The sequence below is a fragment of the Hydrogenophaga sp. IBVHS1 genome (genome assembly GCF_002127265.1).
In the GTDB taxonomy this organism is placed as follows: domain Bacteria; phylum Pseudomonadota; class Gammaproteobacteria; order Burkholderiales; family Burkholderiaceae_C; genus Hydrogenophaga.
Genome location: NZ_NFUU01000003.1, coordinates 679306 through 696035, shown reverse-complemented (window position 1 = coordinate 696035; position 16730 = coordinate 679306). Strand labels below are relative to the sequence as shown.

The 16730-nt window shown below is 64.1% G+C and carries 19 protein-coding genes; 5 read left to right on the top strand and 14 right to left on the bottom strand.

All coding sequences use genetic code 11. The annotated features are described in order from the left end of the window. The 10 genes from CAP37_RS21190 to CAP37_RS21145 form a co-directional block, all read right to left on the bottom strand. A partial coding sequence (locus CAP37_RS21190; RefSeq protein WP_143436003.1) for a GTP-binding protein occupies window positions 1-491 on the bottom strand: 491 nt, incomplete at its 3' end. Between the two features lie 153 nt (window positions 492-644). Continuing rightward, window positions 645-2747, bottom strand: coding sequence for an elongation factor G (gene fusA, locus CAP37_RS21185; RefSeq protein ID WP_086126951.1), 2103 nt, complete (start codon window positions 2745-2747; stop codon window positions 645-647). A gap of 91 nt (window positions 2748-2838) precedes the next feature. After that, window positions 2839-3309 (bottom strand): 30S ribosomal protein S7, encoded by a 471-nt coding sequence (gene rpsG / locus CAP37_RS21180; RefSeq protein WP_086126948.1) that lies wholly within the window; start codon window positions 3307-3309, stop codon window positions 2839-2841. Window positions 3310-3466: 157 nt separating this feature from the next. Then, window positions 3467-3844, bottom strand: coding sequence for a 30S ribosomal protein S12 (gene rpsL, locus CAP37_RS21175; RefSeq protein ID WP_068169701.1), 378 nt, complete (start codon window positions 3842-3844; stop codon window positions 3467-3469). 128 nt (window positions 3845-3972) lie between these two features. Further along, complete coding sequence (locus CAP37_RS21170; protein WP_086127203.1) at window positions 3973-5124, bottom strand: D-alanyl-D-alanine carboxypeptidase family protein; 1152 nt, start codon at window positions 5122-5124, stop codon at window positions 3973-3975. A gap of 77 nt (window positions 5125-5201) precedes the next feature. Further along, entirely contained in the window at window positions 5202-5825 is a 624-nt protein-coding gene (locus CAP37_RS21165; RefSeq protein ID WP_086126945.1) for an alpha/beta hydrolase, read from the bottom strand. 19 nt (window positions 5826-5844) lie between these two features. Beyond that, complete coding sequence (locus CAP37_RS21160) at window positions 5845-6183, bottom strand: ferredoxin (RefSeq protein WP_086126942.1); 339 nt, start codon at window positions 6181-6183, stop codon at window positions 5845-5847. Window positions 6184-6193: 10 nt separating this feature from the next. Next, on the bottom strand, window positions 6194-7297 hold the full coding sequence (locus CAP37_RS21155) for a VanZ family protein (RefSeq protein ID WP_086126939.1): 1104 nt from the start codon (window positions 7295-7297) through the stop codon (window positions 6194-6196). A gap of 17 nt (window positions 7298-7314) precedes the next feature. Further along, complete coding sequence (locus CAP37_RS21150; protein WP_086126935.1) at window positions 7315-7743, bottom strand: CopD family protein; 429 nt, start codon at window positions 7741-7743, stop codon at window positions 7315-7317. A gap of 253 nt (window positions 7744-7996) precedes the next feature. Continuing rightward, window positions 7997-9124: a hypothetical protein gene (locus tag CAP37_RS21145; protein ID WP_143436002.1), complete on the bottom strand. Its 1128-nt coding sequence runs from the start codon at window positions 9122-9124 to the stop codon at window positions 7997-7999. Window positions 9125-9320: 196 nt separating this feature from the next. Here CAP37_RS21145 and hemB point away from each other — a divergent pair, with 196 nt between their 5' ends. Then, the gene (gene hemB, locus CAP37_RS21140) at window positions 9321-10322 is read left to right on the top strand and encodes a porphobilinogen synthase (protein ID WP_086126930.1); all 1002 of its coding nucleotides are present in this window, start codon (window positions 9321-9323) and stop codon (window positions 10320-10322) included. Between the two features lie 10 nt (window positions 10323-10332). Continuing rightward, entirely contained in the window at window positions 10333-11445 is a 1113-nt protein-coding gene (locus tag CAP37_RS21135) for a magnesium transporter CorA family protein (RefSeq protein WP_086126928.1), read from the top strand. 6 nt (window positions 11446-11451) lie between these two features. Here the strand turns inward: CAP37_RS21135 and CAP37_RS21130 are convergent, their stop codons facing one another. From CAP37_RS21130 to CAP37_RS21120, 3 genes are read right to left on the bottom strand one after another with little or no spacing between them, the layout of a single operon-like run. Next, window positions 11452-12354: an amidohydrolase family protein gene (locus tag CAP37_RS21130; protein ID WP_086126925.1), complete on the bottom strand. Its 903-nt coding sequence runs from the start codon at window positions 12352-12354 to the stop codon at window positions 11452-11454. A gap of 6 nt (window positions 12355-12360) precedes the next feature. After that, window positions 12361-13044: a dienelactone hydrolase family protein gene (locus tag CAP37_RS21125; RefSeq protein WP_086126923.1), complete on the bottom strand. Its 684-nt coding sequence runs from the start codon at window positions 13042-13044 to the stop codon at window positions 12361-12363. Window positions 13045-13078: 34 nt separating this feature from the next. After that, window positions 13079-13678 (bottom strand): 2-hydroxychromene-2-carboxylate isomerase, encoded by a 600-nt coding sequence (locus tag CAP37_RS21120; RefSeq protein WP_086126920.1) that lies wholly within the window; start codon window positions 13676-13678, stop codon window positions 13079-13081. An 88-nt stretch (window positions 13679-13766) separates the two neighbouring features. On the opposite strand from CAP37_RS21120, the gene CAP37_RS21115 reads away from it, so the two are divergent. From CAP37_RS21115 to CAP37_RS21105, 3 genes are all read left to right on the top strand, one after another. Further along, entirely contained in the window at window positions 13767-14525 is a 759-nt protein-coding gene (locus CAP37_RS21115; protein WP_086126918.1) for an SDR family oxidoreductase, read from the top strand. Further along, complete coding sequence (locus CAP37_RS21110; RefSeq protein WP_086126915.1) at window positions 14526-15026, top strand: MaoC family dehydratase; 501 nt, start codon at window positions 14526-14528, stop codon at window positions 15024-15026. A 65-nt stretch (window positions 15027-15091) separates the two neighbouring features. After that, complete coding sequence (locus tag CAP37_RS21105) at window positions 15092-15712, top strand: MarC family protein (RefSeq protein WP_086126912.1); 621 nt, start codon at window positions 15092-15094, stop codon at window positions 15710-15712. On the opposite strand, the gene CAP37_RS21100 is transcribed toward CAP37_RS21105, so the two are convergent. Next, entirely contained in the window at window positions 15713-16729 is a 1017-nt protein-coding gene (locus CAP37_RS21100) for a TRAP transporter substrate-binding protein (RefSeq protein ID WP_143436001.1), read from the bottom strand. Between the last annotated feature and the right edge of the window lies 1 nt (window position 16730).

Below are 16730 nucleotides of genomic sequence, written 5' to 3'. Positions count from 1 at the left end.
GGGAAGTCGTACTTGTCCAGCAGCTCGCGCACTTCCATCTCGACCAGCTCAAGCAGCTCGGCGTCGTCCACCATGTCGCACTTGTTCAGGAACACGATGATGTAGGGCACGCCCACCTGACGGGCCAGCAGGATGTGCTCGCGGGTCTGGGGCATGGGGCCGTCAGCGGCGGAGCACACCAGAATGGCGCCGTCCATCTGCGCAGCACCCGTGATCATGTTCTTCACGTAGTCGGCGTGGCCAGGGCAGTCCACGTGGGCGTAATGGCGGTTGGCCGTTTCGTATTCCACGTGTGCGGTGTTGATGGTGATGCCGCGGGCCTTCTCTTCGGGCGCCGCATCGATCTGGTCGTAGGCCTTGGCCGCGCCGCCAAACTTGGCCGCCAGCACGGTCGTGATCGCCGCCGTCAGCGTGGTCTTGCCGTGGTCAACGTGACCAATCGTGCCCACGTTCACGTGCGGCTTGGTCCGCTCAAATTTCTCTTTTGCCATTTTTCAATTCCTAAAGAACAAACCCGTGTCACGGTTTAAGGTCTGCACCACACTGCTGGTTCGCCCCGCACGGGGACAGGGCGGCGCGTGATCGCAGACCGGCTACTGATCAGTTGGGGTCAGAGCACGCAAGGTACGGCTGACCCCGATTCATTACTTGGCGCGTGCAGCCACAATGGCTTCAGACACGTTGCGCGGCGCTTCGGAGTAGTGCTTGAACTCCATCGTGTACGTGGCGCGACCTTGCGACATCGAGCGCAGCGTGGTCGAGTAGCCGAACATTTCCGACAGGGGCACTTCGGCCTTGATGGCCTTGCCGCCACCGACCATGTCTTCCATACCCTGCACCATGCCGCGGCGGCTCGAAAGGTCACCCATCACGTTGCCGGCGTAGTCTTCAGGCGTCTCCACTTCCACGGCCATCATGGGTTCCAGGATGACCGGGCTGGCCTTCTTGCAACCTTCCTTGAAGCCGAAAATGGCAGCCATCTTGAAGGCCATTTCAGAGGAGTCCACGTCGTGGTAGGAACCGAAGTGCAACGTGACCTTCACGTCCACCACCGGGAAGCCGGCCAGCACGCCAGCGTTCAGGGCTTCGATCACGCCCTTTTCCACCGCCGGGATGTACTCGCGCGGCACCACGCCGCCCTTGATGGCGTCAACGAACTCGAAGCCCTTGCCGGCTTCATTCGGCTCCACCTTGAACACGACGTGACCGTACTGGCCCTTGCCGCCCGACTGGCGCACGAACTTGCCTTCGGCGTCTTCCACCGTCTTGCGAATGGTTTCGCGGTAAGCCACCTGCGGCTTGCCCACGTTGGCCTCCACACCAAACTCGCGCCTCATGCGGTCGACAATGATTTCCAGGTGCAGCTCGCCCATGCCGGAGATGATGGTCTGGCCGGACTCTTCGTCGGTCTTCACGCGGAACGAAGGATCTTCGGAAGCCAGGCGTTGCAGCGCAATACCCATCTTCTCCTGGTCGACCTTGGTCTTGGGCTCCACAGCCTGCGCAATGACCGGCTCGGGGAAAATCATGCGCTCGAGCATGATGATCGCGTCCGGGTCGCACAGGGTCTCACCCGTGGTCACGTCCTTCAAGCCCACGCAGGCAGCGATGTCACCGGCGCGGATTTCTTCCACTTCCAGGCGGTTGTTGGCGTGCATCTGCACGATACGGCCGATGCGCTCTTTCTTGCCCTTGACCGGGTTGAACACCGAGTCGCCCTTTTTCAGAACGCCCGAGTACACGCGCACGAAAGTGAGCTGGCCCACGTAAGGGTCGGTCATCAGCTTGAAGGCCAGCGCGGACAGCTTCTCGTCGTCGGCCGCCCGGCGCGAGGTGCGCTCTTCGTTGTCGTCTGTACCGCCCACGGGAGGAATGTCCACCGGCGAAGGCAGGAAGTCGATCACAGCGTCAAGCATGCGCTGCACGCCCTTGTTCTTGAAGGCGGTGCCGCAGAGCATGGGCTGGATTTCGGTGGCCAGCGTTCGCGCACGGATGCCCTGCTTGATTTCGGCTTCGGTCAGGTCGCCTTCCTCAAGGTACTTGTTCATGAGCTCTTCGCTCGATTCGGCTGCGGCTTCGAGCATCTTCTCGCGCCACTCTTCGGCCTGCGCCTGGAGTTCGGCCGGGATTTCCTGGAACTCGAACTTCATGCCCTGCGAAGCTTCGTCCCAGATGATGGCTTTCATCTTGATGAGGTCAACCACGCCGGTGAAGTTTTCCTCGGCGCCGATCGGGATCACGATCGCCACCGGGTTGGCCTTCAGGCGCAGCTTCATCTGGTCATAGACCTTGAAGAAGTTGGCACCGGTGCGGTCCATCTTGTTGACGAAGGCCAGGCGGGGCACTTTGTATTTGTTGGCCTGGCGCCAGACGGTTTCTGACTGAGGCTGAACGCCGCCCACGGCGCAGTACACCATGCAGGCGCCGTCAAGCACGCGCATGGAACGCTCCACCTCGATGGTGAAGTCCACGTGGCCGGGGGTGTCGATGATGTTGAAGCGGTGCTCGGGGTAGGACAGGTCCATGCCCTTCCAGAAGCAAGTGGTGGCAGCCGAGGTGATCGTGATGCCGCGTTCCTGCTCCTGCTCCATCCAGTCCATGGTGGCCGCGCCATCGTGAACTTCGCCGATCTTGTGATTCACACCGGTATAGAAAAGGATGCGCTCGGTCGTGGTGGTCTTGCCGGCATCGATGTGCGCGGAAATACCGATGTTGCGATAGCGCTCAAGAGGCGTGTTGCGGGACATGGAAATACTCCGAAAAGGGATCGAGCCCGCCACCCTGGATCAGGGAACGCGGGCTCTCGGTTCTGGATGCTCTACTGGGCGGTGGCCCGGATCAGAAGCGGAAGTGGCTGAACGCCTTGTTGGCTTCGGCCATGCGGTGGACTTCGTCACGACGCTTCATGGCGCCGCCGCGGCCTTCGGTGGCCTCGATCAGCTCGTTGGCCAGGCGCAGGGCCATGGACTTCTCGCTGCGCTTGCGGGCGGCTTCCTTGATCCAGCGCATGGACAGCGCCAGGCGACGCACCGGCCGGACTTCAACCGGCACCTGGTAGTTGGCGCCACCCACGCGGCGGGACTTCACTTCCACCATGGGCTTGACATTGTTGATGGCCACCGAGAAAGTTTCGACCGGATCTTTGCCGGTCTTCTTCTCGATCTGCTCCAGCGCGCCATAAATGATGCGCTCTGCAACTGCTTTCTTACCGCCTTCCATGATCACGTTCATGAACTTGGAGAGCTCGACATTGCCGAACTTTGGGTCCGGCAGGATTTCACGTTTAGGGACTTCGCGACGACGTGGCATTTCTACACCTCAATATTGCTTCAGTTGGCGTCTTTTCAGACACCGCGAGAGCCATGCAAGGCCCTCACTTACTCGACCCGCACGGACGATTCCGTGTTGTGGGCCTTGGCGCCTGCACCGCCTGCCTGGCAGCACAAACCCCGGGAACACGGGCCGATCAGGCCTTCTTGGGACGCTTGGCGCCGTACTTGGAGCGCGACTGCTTGCGGTCTTTCACGCCTTGCAGATCGAGCGAACCGCGCACGATGTGGTAACGCACACCGGGCAGATCCTTGACACGACCACCGCGAACCAGCACGACGCTGTGTTCCTGGAGGTTGTGGCCTTCACCGCCGATGTAAGAGATGACCTCGAAGCCGTTCGTCAGGCGCACCTTGGCGACCTTGCGCAGAGCGGAGTTGGGCTTCTTGGGGGTCGTGGTGTACACGCGGGTGCACACACCGCGACGCTGCGGAGAATTCTCCATGGCCGGGCTCTTGGATTTGGTCTTTTCGACCTCCCGGCCGTGGCGCACGAGTTGGTTAATGGTTGGCATTGAAAAACGTCCCTAAACGTTTGAAAAAGGCGAAAACGGAAATCTCTTCGGAAGAACCCGAAAAGCCCGCTAATGTAGCACGGGCATGGACTTCTGACAATGGCGCCCGGGTGTCAGTAGACGCGGGGTCACTGAATCCAGAGGCGAATGGCGTCCCAGGCGCGGCCAAAGACGCCGCTCTCTTCGACCGTGTCCATCACGGTGAGTGGGATTTCAGCCACCGTAGCGCCGCTGGCCAGGGTGACCTTGAGGGTGCCAACCGCCTGGCCGCGGGTGAGCGGCGCCACCAGGGGTTCCGGCCGGATCACTTCGGATTTCAACTTCGATCCTTCGCCTGCTGGCACCGAGATCACCACGCCTTCAGGCCGGCCCAGGCGCACCTGCTCGGCTTTGCCTTTCCAGATGCGCGGCGTGGCCACCGGAGCACCAGCCGGGAACAGCCGCACCGCCTCGTAGGCGGTGTAGCCCCAGTTGAGCAGTTTCTGACTCTCCGCAGCCCGGGCGTTTTCACTGGTGGCGCCCAGCACCACGCTGAGCAGGCGCCGCTGGCCTTGAGCGCCCTCGCCCAGACCAGGCACCTGGCGCCGCGCCGTCGCCACCAGGCAATAACCGGCGGCATCGGTGTGCCCGGTCTTGAGGCCGTCCACGCTCGGGTCGCGGAACAGCAGCAGGTTCCGGTTCGTGTCGTTGGTGGCGGGGGTTCCCGGGTAGCGGTAGCGCTGGATTGCGTAGTAGGGCACGTACTGGGGGAAGTCGGTCATCAGCCGAGTGGCCAGCGTGGCCAGGTCGCGTGCGGTGGTGGTGTGCCCCGCCTCGGTGAGGCCCTCCGGGTTGCGGTAACTGGTGCCCTTGAGCCCAAGTACCTTGCCCTGCTCGTTCATGAGTTGCACGAAGCGTTCGACCGAGCCAGCCACCCCCTCGGCCAGTGCCACGGTGGCATCGTTCCCCGACTGGACGATCATGCCCTTGATCAGGTCTTCCACCGGCACCTGCATTTTGGGATCGATGAACATGCGGGAGCCCGGCATTTTCCAGGCCCGCTCGCTCACGCCGAAGGTTTGCGTGAGACTGATCTTGCCGGCCTTCAGCGCGTCGAACACCAGGTAGGCCGTCATGAGCTTGGTGAGCGAGGCGGGCTCCACCGGTTGGTCGGCCTCCTTGGCGGCCAGCACCTGCCCGGAGGTCACGTCCAGCAACAGGTAGGCACGGGCGGCCACTTCAGGTGCGACGGGCATCTGCGCGGCCGCAGGCAGCACGGCGCCCAACGTCAGGCAGCACATCAGGAATCGGGAGAAAAAGCGACGCAACAAGATCCGGTCCTCGAAAAAGTGGGAAAACAAAATGGCCCGCAGCGCCTTCATGCGCGCAGGTGACGCAGCACCAGTTCCCGCAACAGGGGCAACTGACCATGAAAGAAGTGTCCGCCTCCGGGCACCACCAGCACCGGCAACACCTGGGGCCTTGCCCAGTCCATCACCGCCGACAACGGCACGGTGTCGTCCTGCTCGCCATGAACGACCAGGGTTCTTCCGTGGAGTTCCGCTGGAACCTGTGCGGCGTCGAAACGGCTCGTGGCCGTGCCGACCAGCACGACGCGTTGAAGGTCGCGCTTTGCGTGCAGGCGCTGCACCGCGTGGGTGGTGACGAAGGCGCCAAACGAGAACCCCGCCAGGCACAGGGCTCCATCTGGGGCCAGCGCCTCCACCACGGCCAGAAGGTCGTCAAGTTCGCCACGACCCTCGTCGTAGCTGCCTTCGCTGCTGCCCACGCCCCGAAAGTTGAACCGCACGGCGGTCCAGCCATCGAGAACGCACGCACGCGCCAGTGTCTGAACCACCTTGTTGGTCAGGGTCCCGCCATGCAGGGGGTGGGGATGCGCGATGACCGCCGTGCCACGCGGGGAATCGGTCGGGCGGTCAATCGCCACTTCCAGTTGACCCTCAGGGCCGGCGAGCAGCAGGCTTTCGGTCTGTGCATTCATGAAGAAACGCCAGCCCCCTTCACCGTCCCACGTCGGGCGGAGTGACCAGTCGCTCGACCACGACACCATCGCGCAGATGAGACTGGACGATCTCGTCGATGTCGTGCTCGTCGACGTAGCTGTACCAGACCGCTTCGGGATACACCACGGCAATCGGTCCACCGGCGCAGCGATCAAGGCAGCCGGCCTTGTTCACGCGCACCTTGCCCACCCCGAGCAGGCCATGTGCCTTGGCCTGCGATTTGCAGCGGTCGAACGCAGCCTGCGCCTTGTGGTCGGCGCAGCAGGCCTCACCGTTTGCGCGCTGGTTCAGGCAGAAGAAGATGTGCCGTTCGTAATAAGACTTGTTGTCGCTCATGCCGGGGATTCTAGGCCGCGCCGCCGCGAGGCGGCCTTGCCACGGCGCGCAGGCCGAACCACAAGGCGGCAAAGGGCCACAACCAGCCGAGCCACTGCGAGAGCCCGTGGAACCGGATGAACCGCCCCTGTTCCCACACCTCCAGCGACTGCGCGAAATACGGGCTATCGGACGCGCTGTTGAGCAGCGTCAGCGACACCGCCAGACACAGCAGCATCAGCACGTGGCACAGCCGCCGAGGCAGCCAGAGGGCCATAAGGCCCAGCACCAGCGCCAGGCCCATGCCCAGCTCGGCTTGCGGATTCAGCCAGGCCCAGGCGTGGGTCGGGCCGTAGGTGAGTGCGGCCGACAAACCCGCAGCGCCCATGGCACAGAGGAACAACATGATCAGGAAAACGGCGCGCCGGGCCACCGACCGCATCTCCCCCAAGCCCATGAGCAGTGGCGCCAGCAGACACAAGGCAATGCAGAAAGCCTCGGACAAGGGACTCAACGGAAGCGGCAACTCCAGCCGCACGGGAACCCAGGCCAGAAAGGGCGTCTCGTCGAGCAATTCCAGCATGCCTGCTTCGACCCGATCCCAGACCTGCCCCAGACCAAAAGGCACCGACAGCGGATACAGCAGGGCAAACGGCCACAGCGCCAGCAGCACGATGCTGCCGTGCGTGGTGGGTTCGAACCAGTCCTCCCGGAACTGGCTCCAGCGGCGCAGCACGCCCAGCCGCTCCAGCGCCCGGGCAATCACCGCGCCTATCAGGACCCCGGTGGCGTTCAACGCCAGATCGACATTGGAGGGCACACGCATGGGGAGGTAGGTCTGCGCGGTTTCTACCGCCAGCGAGAGCAGCACGGGCAAGCCGAGCGCCATCGGCCAGGTCCACTTTCCCCAGCCCGAGCGCCACATGGCCATGGTGAGCAGGAAGCCCAGCGGCGCATAGCCGAGCAGGTTGGAAGCAACGTCAAAGCCTGTCCAGTACTGAGGCAAGGGCGCCAGCAGGTACGCGAACGGCGACACGCCCTGAACGCGCCAGCCCGTGAAGGGATACAGGCTGGCGTACAGCACCAGCCCGACGAACAGCAACGAAAGCGGCCAGGCGGAAGAGCGGGTGTTCAAGGCGCCGGGACCCGCTGTCAGAAGGGCTTGACGACCACCAGCACCACGACCACGACCAGCAGGACAACGGGCGCTTCGTTGAACCAGCGGTACCAGACATGGCTGCGGCGGTTGCCACCCTGCTCGAAGCGGCGCAACAGGCCAACACAAGCATGGTGGTAACCCAGGATAAGCAGCACGAACGCCAGCTTGGCATGCATCCAGCCATTGCCGGGGCCTTTGCCGATGCCGTAGCCCAACCAGAGCCACAGGCCCAGGGCCAGAGCGGGCACGGCAAGGATGTGGGTGAAGCGCATGAGCTTGCGCGCCATGACAAGCAAGCGCTCACGTTCGGCAACGCTCTCCGGTGGCACCATGGCCAGATTCACGAAGATGCGCGGCAGGTAGAAAAGGCCGGCGAACCAGCTGACCACGAAGACGATGTGGAAGGATTTGACCCAGAGCATCGTGGCAGTGTAGCCCTGCCTCTGGCCGTTGGCGGCGCACCCGCAAAAACCGGGCGGCCAAAAAAAACCCGGCCTTTCGGGCCGGGTCAGGAAGCCTTTTTGCTGTCACACACTAAGGCACCCGCTCAGGGAGGAAAAGCGGGGAACCGCCTTGCGACGGCCCACTGAAATGGTACACGAAATGTGCTGAAAACCCAAGCAACCTGTCAGATCTGACATTGCTTCAGTTGTGTTTTTGCAGTAGCTAAAAGAATTACATCATTTTTGCGAGTTCAAACATGACCGCGGTGCCCAACGCTTCGCGCACGTTGCCTCGCCCCACCTTGGCCATGGAAAACTCGCCAAAGCCCGACATGTCGAACGAGCTGTCGTCGGGCGATATTTCCACAAACGGAAACTCGTACACCTCACGCAGCAGATCGCGGCGAAAAACATCGAATTCGTGGTCCTTGATTTCGGAGTCGACCACGATGAGGTTGGGCATGCGGCGGCGGATGGCCTCGCTCGCCTGGGCGAAATTCACCACGCTGTCGGAGACGATGCCGATCTCGCGCAGGGCATCGCGCACATCGGCCCGGATCTGCAGCGTGGGCGAGATGGTCAGCACGTAGACGCCGGAAAGCGACTTGAACATGGATGAATGGTCGTCCGAGAGGTCGACCGCCGAGATGCCGTCGACCGCCTGCACCGTGCGGTTGAACATGGCGGTGAAGTTCACACCCTCTTCGCTCACCGTGCGTTCAATGTCGATGCCGCCAGCGGCCAGCGCGATCTGGCGGACCAGCATCCAGCTCACACTATCGGCTGACGCGTTGCTCGAGGGCGGGGAGCCGTCGTTGGACACGCGCACCTGGAACCGGGCATGTTCCGGCCAGTGATTCAGGTCCATGCGCACGTCGATGCGATGTCCAAACGGGATGCTCCAGTCCAGCACCGCGTTGACAAAGGCGTAGGCCACCGTGGGATCGACCAGCACCTCGACAGGTTTGAGCTTGCGGCGCAGCTCCACGCCCAGAATGGCCAGCTCCTGCTTGCGCTCCTGGAGCACGTCCTCCATCAACGCGGCCATGTTCACCTTTTCGTGCGATTGCCGGATCCGGCCTCCATGGAAACGGTGAATCTGCTGGGCGCTGAGGCCCGCACCCTTGATCCGCTCGGCAGGAATGCTCAGGGCGCGATGCTCGAGCTTGCTGATGTGACCTTTCTGCAGCAACAGGTCGATGCTGTTCTGGAGCGCACTCACGCCCTCGGTGATCTGGTCCGCGAGCCCGGACAACAGCGTTGGCCAGTGAGCGTCGAGCGTCCAGCCTTCGGTCTCGCGCGCCCCGGCTGACGGCTGGGCCGGTGTGGCGGATGCGCTGGATTTCTTGGTGGTCAACATGGCTGGGCGATCGCGGGTGGGCGAAGAAAAGTTCGTGTTTGAACCGGACAACTCGAAAATATCACCGCCGCCGCCCACCGGCCCAGTACCCGGTAGCAGTATTTTCTTCTTACTGTGGAGTTCGCCACACACCCCCGGGTTTTCCAGCGGGTCCAGGCGCTGTCCCGGAGTGGAAACGGTTTGCCACAATAGGCCCATGCACCCACCTGCTCCCTACCCCCAGAATCGCCCCCGCCGCCTGCGCCGGGATGTTTTCACCCGCGATCTGGTGCGCGAACACCGGTTGAGCACCGCCGACCTGATTTACCCCGTGTTTGTGCTGGATGGCCAGGGGCGGCGTGAGGCGGTGGGGTCGATGCCTGGTGTGGAGCGCCTGAGCCTCGATCTGCTGTTGCCCGTGGCCGAAGATTGCGTGGCGCTGGGGATCCCCGTGATGGCCCTGTTCCCGGTGATCGACCAAAGCCTGAAGACGCCAGACGGCCAGGAAGCGCTGAACCCCGATGGCCTGGTGCCAAGGGTGGTGGCTGAGCTCAAGCGGCATTTTCCGCAACTCGGGGTCATGACGGACGTGGCGCTGGACCCCTACACCAGCCATGGTCAGGACGGCCTGCTGGACGAGCACAACTACATCCTCAACGACCCCACGGTCGAGATTCTCACGAAGCAGGCGCTGACACAGGCGCGTGCTGGCGTGGACATCGTGGCGCCCAGCGACATGATGGACGGGCGCATTGGCGCCATCCGCAACGCGCTCGAAGCGGGCGGCTTCGTGCACACGCGCATCATGGCTTACAGCGCGAAATACGCCAGCGCGTTCTACGGCCCGTTCCGCGACGCCGTGGGTTCGGCCGGCAACCTGGGCAAGGCCGACAAGAAGGTCTACCAGATGGACCCGGGCAACAGCAACGAAGCGCTGCGCGAAGTGGCGCTGGACCTTGCCGAGGGTGCCGACATGGTGATGGTGAAGCCCGGCATGCCGTACCTGGACATCGTGCGCCGCGTGAAGGACGAGTTTGCCGTGCCGACCTTTGCCTACCAGGTGAGTGGCGAGTACGCCATGCTCAAGGCCGCCGCGCTCAATGGCTGGCTGGACCACGATGCCGTGATGATGGAGAGCCTGCTGGCCTTCAAGCGCGCCGGCGCCGACGGCATCCTGACCTATTTCGCGCGCGACGCTGCACGGCTGCTGCGGGGCTGAGCTCTTCCCCATGCGCGTCTTCCACATCCTGCCGACCGCGGTCAGCGAGTCCGCCACCCTGCCCATGGTGCTGCCCGAAAAGGGCTATGTGTGGATTGCCTGCGGGCGACGCGAGTTCGAGCTGGAGCAAGGTGCGGTGCAATCCACCCTGCAGGTGCTGTGTGGCATGACGCTGGTGGATCTCCACATCTCCGATCTGCTGAACAACCAGTTGCCCTCGCATTACGACTACACCTCGCAATACGACATCCTGGTGTTTCGCCGGCTGGCCGCCGGGCACAGCGAGACCGACCTGGCCCACCCTGGTGAGATGCTCACGCAAACCACAAAGCGCGGCGGCCCGCCGGTGCTGCGCCGCATCGACACCAGTCCGGTGGGGTTTGCGGTGTTCGACCGCGTGTTGCTCACCGTGCATCCCGTTGGCTGCCAGGCGCTGGAGCACTACGCCACCCGCCTGATGTCGGCGGCCACCGCGGCTTCACGCGCGGCCGGTGTTCACCTGCCGCCCAGTCCGGCCGACCTGATGCTGCGCATCGTGAACCAGATGGTCGATGGCTATCTGGCGCTGCGCCGCGAGCTCACGCGTCAGCTCGACCACTGGCAGACCGAGCTGCTGCAACCCAAGGCGCGCTTCAGCAACTGGGGCTCACTGCTGGACGCACGCATCTCGCTGCACCAGCTCGACGAGATCTGCGAAGACCAGCGCTCGGCCATCCAGGACTGGATCGAGGCCCTGGCCACCTGGGAACCGAACGAATCGATCGGCGGCCAGCGCGGGCTTGAATTGCTCAAGGTGCGCTCTCGCGACGTGCTCGAACACATCGAGCGCGTGGTGCACCATGTGCGGCGTCTGGAGCAGAACGCTGAAACGGCCGTGCAGATGCATTTTTCCGCGCAGAGCAACCGAACCAACGACATCATGCGCACGCTCACGGCGCTCACCGCCATCTTCCTGCCACTGAACCTGATCGCCGGCATCTTCGGCATGAACTTCCAGTTCATTCCGCTGCTTCACCAGCAGACCGGCTTCTGGTGGGCGATCGGCTCGATGGTCCTCACTGCCGCAGTGCTGGGCATCCTTTTCTGGCGCAAGCGCTACCTGGTGCGCACGTCAGGGCGCTGAACGCCTTCAGGGTCGAGGCCGGGGCACACCGAACAACGCAGCGCCGTTGTCCCATGCAATCTTGCGCGCCACATCCGCCGGCAACCCGCCGAGCCAGGCGCGGTAGCCCTTCATGAGATCGTCGTAATACAGCCAGCGCTGGTTGACCCAGGTGTCCGAACCGATCATGAAGCGATCGGGGTACTTGAGCAGCAGCGCCCGCCACTCGGGGCATAGCTGGCCGTCCCCACAGACAAGGCCCGGGCGGTAAGACAACTCGCCCATGAGCTTCGGGTAACGCGCGAACAACGCGTCCACGCGCGCCACCGGACTGCCTCCGATCCCCGTGTGCGCCCAGATCAACCGCATCTTCTGACCCTTCGATGGCGTGTTCGCCATCAGCAGGTCGATCGCCTCGTCGTCCACATGCGCGAGGATCGCCAGGTCTTTTTCCTCGGCCAGCGCCATGAGCTGCTTTGCCACCGGGCCGTTGGCGTTGGCGCTGTCGTACAGGTGGAACTCGCCCAGGCCTCGGTAGGGCCCGGCCGGTGTTCCGCGCGCCAGTTCGGCCTGCACCATTTCCACGATGCTCGGGTCGCGGAACCAGTTGCTGTAGTCGGCGCGGTTGCGGTACAGGCGCACGAAGGGCACCACCGTGACGCCCGCCGCAGCGGTCTGCTCACGCGCGGTGGCCAGTGCCTTGGTGCCGTCGTTGGGCCGCGAGTTGGCCACGATGGCGCGCACGCCGTTGCGCTTCATCCGGTCGAGCACATCGGCCATGGGGTGCGGGCAACCCGGCGCGGGCGCGTCGTGCACGCAAGCTTCGTCGTTGTAGTGCAGGTGGGCATCGAACAACGGGCCGGTGTAGTCGGCTGCGAACGCTGTTGCACAAGCCCCGAAAACCGCCAGCGTGACAAGGCTGCGCCACATGGGAGTTCAGCCCAGGTGCTGGGCGAAGAACGCCAGGCTTCGTTCGCGCGCCAGCTTCGCGGCCGCTTCGTTGTACGAGCCTCGCTGATCGCAGTTGAAGCCGTGGTTGGCCTCGTACACGTGCACGATCACGCCGGGATGGGTCTTCTTGAAGGCCTCTACCGTGTCCAGCGGGATCCAGTGGTCCTTGTTGCCAAAGTGCGCCATCACCGGCACGCCGGGCTGGCGTGCGGCCTCTTCCGGTGTGGTCATGCCACCGCCGTAGTAGGGCACGGCGGCCGAAAGGCCCTTGAGCGCGCAGGCTGATCGCCAGGTGAGCAACCCGCCCCAGCAGTAGCCCACGATGCCGACCTTGCCACCTTGTGCGGCGTGGTGAATGGCGGCCTGGATGTCGGGCATCACGCCGGGTGCGGGCAGTTCTTCCACCGCGGTCTTGAGCGCGAAGCCTGCGTTCATGTCGGCCTCGGTGTAGCCCATCTCGACGCCGGCCTTGGCGCGGTGGAAGGTGGCTGGTGCCACGACGAAATAACCGTCGGCCGCGTAGCCGTCCGCCACCGAGCGGATGTGCGAGTTCACGCCGAAGATCTCCTGCAACACCAACAGACCCCCGCGCGGTTTGCCACTGGGTTCGGCGACGTAAGCCGGGAAGGTGAAGCCGTCGGCCGATTTGAGGTTGATCGTTTGTCCCATGGTGGTTCGCTCCTGTTGCGGTGATGAGAAATGTTCAGGCCTGCAAGCGCCGGGCCACAAAGTCGAGCCGGTCCTGGCCCCAGAAAAGTTCACCATCGATCACGTAGCTGGGTGCGCCGAACACGCCCGCATCGATCGCCGCTTGCGTCTGCTGTTCGTAGTGCGCCTGCACGTCGGCCTGTTGCGACTCGTCCAGCCGAGAGGCGTTCAGGCCGGTTTCTGCCAGCAGCGCCGCGAGCACGGAAAGGTCGGCAATGTCGCGCTCCTGTGCCCACACGGCGGACGTGACCGCGCCAGTGATGCGCATGGCGGCATCGGACCCATCGCGCAGGGCCACCGCCGTGATCAGGCGCGCGGCGGGGTCGCCGGCCACAGGAAAGTGACGGGGCTCGGGATTCAGCGGCACGCCCAGCGCCTCGCTGAAACGGCGCAGTTCAAGCAACCGGTAGGCCTGGCGCTGTGGCGCGCGCTTGTGCAGTGGCAAGCCACCTGAAATGGGAAACACCTTGCCGAGGTCGGCGGGCAGCACCCGCACGGAGGCGCCGGTTTCAAGAAGCAGCGCGGCGAAACGTTCGTGGCCGAGGTAGGTCCAGGGACTCTGGGGGGCGAAGTAATAGTCGACTGTGCGACCCATGGCGGTCTCCTGAGACTGTTGTAATGTCGCGCTGGAAGGCGCGCCCTGTGTTGTACGCGATGCCACCACATTCTGCAGGAGACAGGTTATGGACAAGTCCAACGGCCAGGTGCTGCTGGTCACTGGCGGTGGGCGCGGCATTGGCGCTGCGACCGCGCGGCTGGCAGCGCGACAGGGCTGGGCGGTGGCGGTGAACTACACCGCGAACTCGCTGGCGGCCGACGAGGTGGTGCGCGCCATTCGCGCAGCAGGCGGCAATGCCATGAGCGTGCAGGCCGACGTGGCCGATGAAGACCAGGTGCTGGCGATGTTTGCGCGCATCGACGCCAGGCTGGGGCACATCACCGGCCTGGTCAACAACGCGGGTGTGGTGGACGTGACCCTGCGGCTGGACCAGATGAGCGTGGCGCGCTGGCGCCGCATGTTCGACATCAACGTGATCGGCTCCTTTATCTGCGCGCGCGAAGCGGTGCGGCGCATGAGCACGAAGCACGGCGGCGCGGGGGGTTCAATCGTGAATGTCTCCAGCGCTGCGGCGCGTCTGGGTGCGCCCGGGCAGTACGTGGACTACGCGGCGGCCAAGGGCGCCATCGACACCTTCACCATCGGCCTCGCCAAAGAGGTGGCCACCGAGGGCATACGGGTGAATTGCGTGCGCCCGGGTTTGATCGACACGGACATCCATGCTTCGGGCGGCCTGCCCGACCGCGTGCGCGACCTGAGCCCGGAGATCCCCATGAAGCGCGGAGGCGATCCGGACGAGGTGGCCCACGCCATCGTGTGGCTGTTGTCGGACGTGTCGAAGTACACGACCATGTCCTTCATCGAAGTGTCGGGAGGTCGCTAGATGGCACAGGAAATCACGATCTGGTGGGAAGACCTGGAGGTCGGCGAAACGCGCGATCTGGGCACCATCACCCCCACCGAGGAAGAAACGGTGGCCTTCGCGCGCCAGTTCGACCCTCAGCCTTTCCACCTCGACCACGAGGCGGCCAAGGCATCGGTGTTCGGCGCGCTCAGCGCCAGCGGCTGGCACACCTGCGCCATGGCGATGCGGCTGATGGTGACCAACTTTCTGGTGCACACCTCCAGCCTGGGCTCACCCGGGCTGGAAAGCCTGAAATGGCTCAAGCCGGTGTTCCCCGGCGACACGCTGCGCCTGCAGCACACCATCACCGAGAAGCGGCCCATGAGCAAACGGCCCGATGTGGGCCTGGTGCGCACGGTCTGGGAAATGTTCAACCAGCGCGATGAGAAAGTTTTGCACATGGAGGGCTACGGGATGTTCAGGTTGAAAGAGCCCCCACGCTCCGCCGCTTCGCGGGTCGCTGCCCCCCAGGGGGGCTGATCCGGCTTGGGGCGGCCCGGCGCCGGATCGTCTGTGCGATCGCGACATCCCTCACAATCCCGCCCATGGATTTCAAGCCGCTCATCACCCTGCTCGCCATCGTCAACCCGCTGGCGATCGTGCCTTTCTTCATCCACTACACGCAGGGTTTCTCGAAAAAGCAGCGGCGGCGCACGGTGCTGATCTCGTCCGTCAGCGCGTTCGCGGTGATCGCCACCTGCGCCATCGTGGGGTTGCAGATCCTGGAGTTCTTCAGCATTTCGCTGGCGAGTTTCCAGGTGGGCGGCGGCATGCTGCTGCTGACCTCGGCGCTGTCAATGCTCAACGCGCAGCCAGCCGAGGCCAAAACCACCCCGAGCGAGGTGGAGGACGCATCGGCCCGCGCCTCGATTGCCGTGGTGCCGCTGACGATCCCGCTGCTCACCGGCCCGGCCACCATGTCCACCGTGGTGATCTACGCCGAACAGGCCAAGACCTTTTTCCAGCACGCCGCCCTGGTGGGCTACGGCGTGGTGATCGCCGTGGCCACCGCCATCTGCTTCACGCTCGCCGAGCCGATCGCGCGCTTCCTGGGCCAGACCGGCATCAACGTGATGACGCGGCTGATGGGTCTGATCCTGGCAGCGTTGTCGGTGGAGGTGATGGCCACCGGCCTGGTGAAGCTCTTTCCCGCCTTGCTGGGCTGATCACTTGACCTTCTGAATTTCGGCGCGGAATTCAGCCAGCACCGCGCGAGCGTTTTTGAGGCCCCGGCCTTCGGCTGCCGCCACCCACTTGTCTTCCAGTGCCGCCTGCTTCGCCTTGACCTCGTTCACGAAGGCATCGCTGGCCATCTGGCGCTGCACGCCGGTCTGCTTCTGAATTTCGCGAGATGCGGCGTCGGTGCGGTCCCAGCCGGCACCAAAGAGGCGCGCGGCCGCCTCGCCCGACACCTTGTCGATGGCGGCGCGCTCCTCGGGCTTCAGGCTCTTGTACTTGGCCTCGTTCATCATGAAGACGAAGCTGGTGTTGTACAGCCCGCCGGGAAAGGTGGTCGCGTACTTCACCATCGACAGGCGCATGGACTGCAGGGATTCGTCCGGGAAGAAGGTGCCGTCCATCACACCGGTGGAGAGCAGCTCAAACGAATCGGTGGCGGGCTTGAGCGTGGTGTTCCAGCCCATGGCCTTGGAAAGCTCGTTGATGTTGCCGCCACCAATGCGGAACTTGAGTTTGCTGGCGTCGGCTGCGGAGGTGACCGGCTGCTTGACGGTGAAGATGATGCCCGGGCCGTGCGTGAAAACCGCCAGCGCCTTCACGCCCCGGTGCTCTCCGATGGGCGCAAAGTACTTGTCGTAGATGCGCTGGTACGCCACCGAGGTGGTGGTGGAGCTGTCGCCAAGAAACGGGAACTCGGCCACCTGGGTAAAGATGAAGCGACCGGGCGTGTAGCCGTCCACGGTGTAGGACACATCGGCCAGGCCGTCGCGCACGGCATCGAAGGTGCCGGGCGGCGCGGACACCGCCTTGGGCAGCAGGTTGCACTTCACGCTGCCTTTGGTTTCCTTCTCCACCGCTTCGCACCACTGGTTCTGCGCCATGGTGGCGCCGTGAGAAGGCGGCAACCAGGTGGAAACGCTGAGCACGGTCTGTGCGCTCGCAAGGCCCGTGGTGGCAAGAAGCGTGGCAGCCAGCGGGGCAAGCAGAAAGGTTTTGCGGGTCATC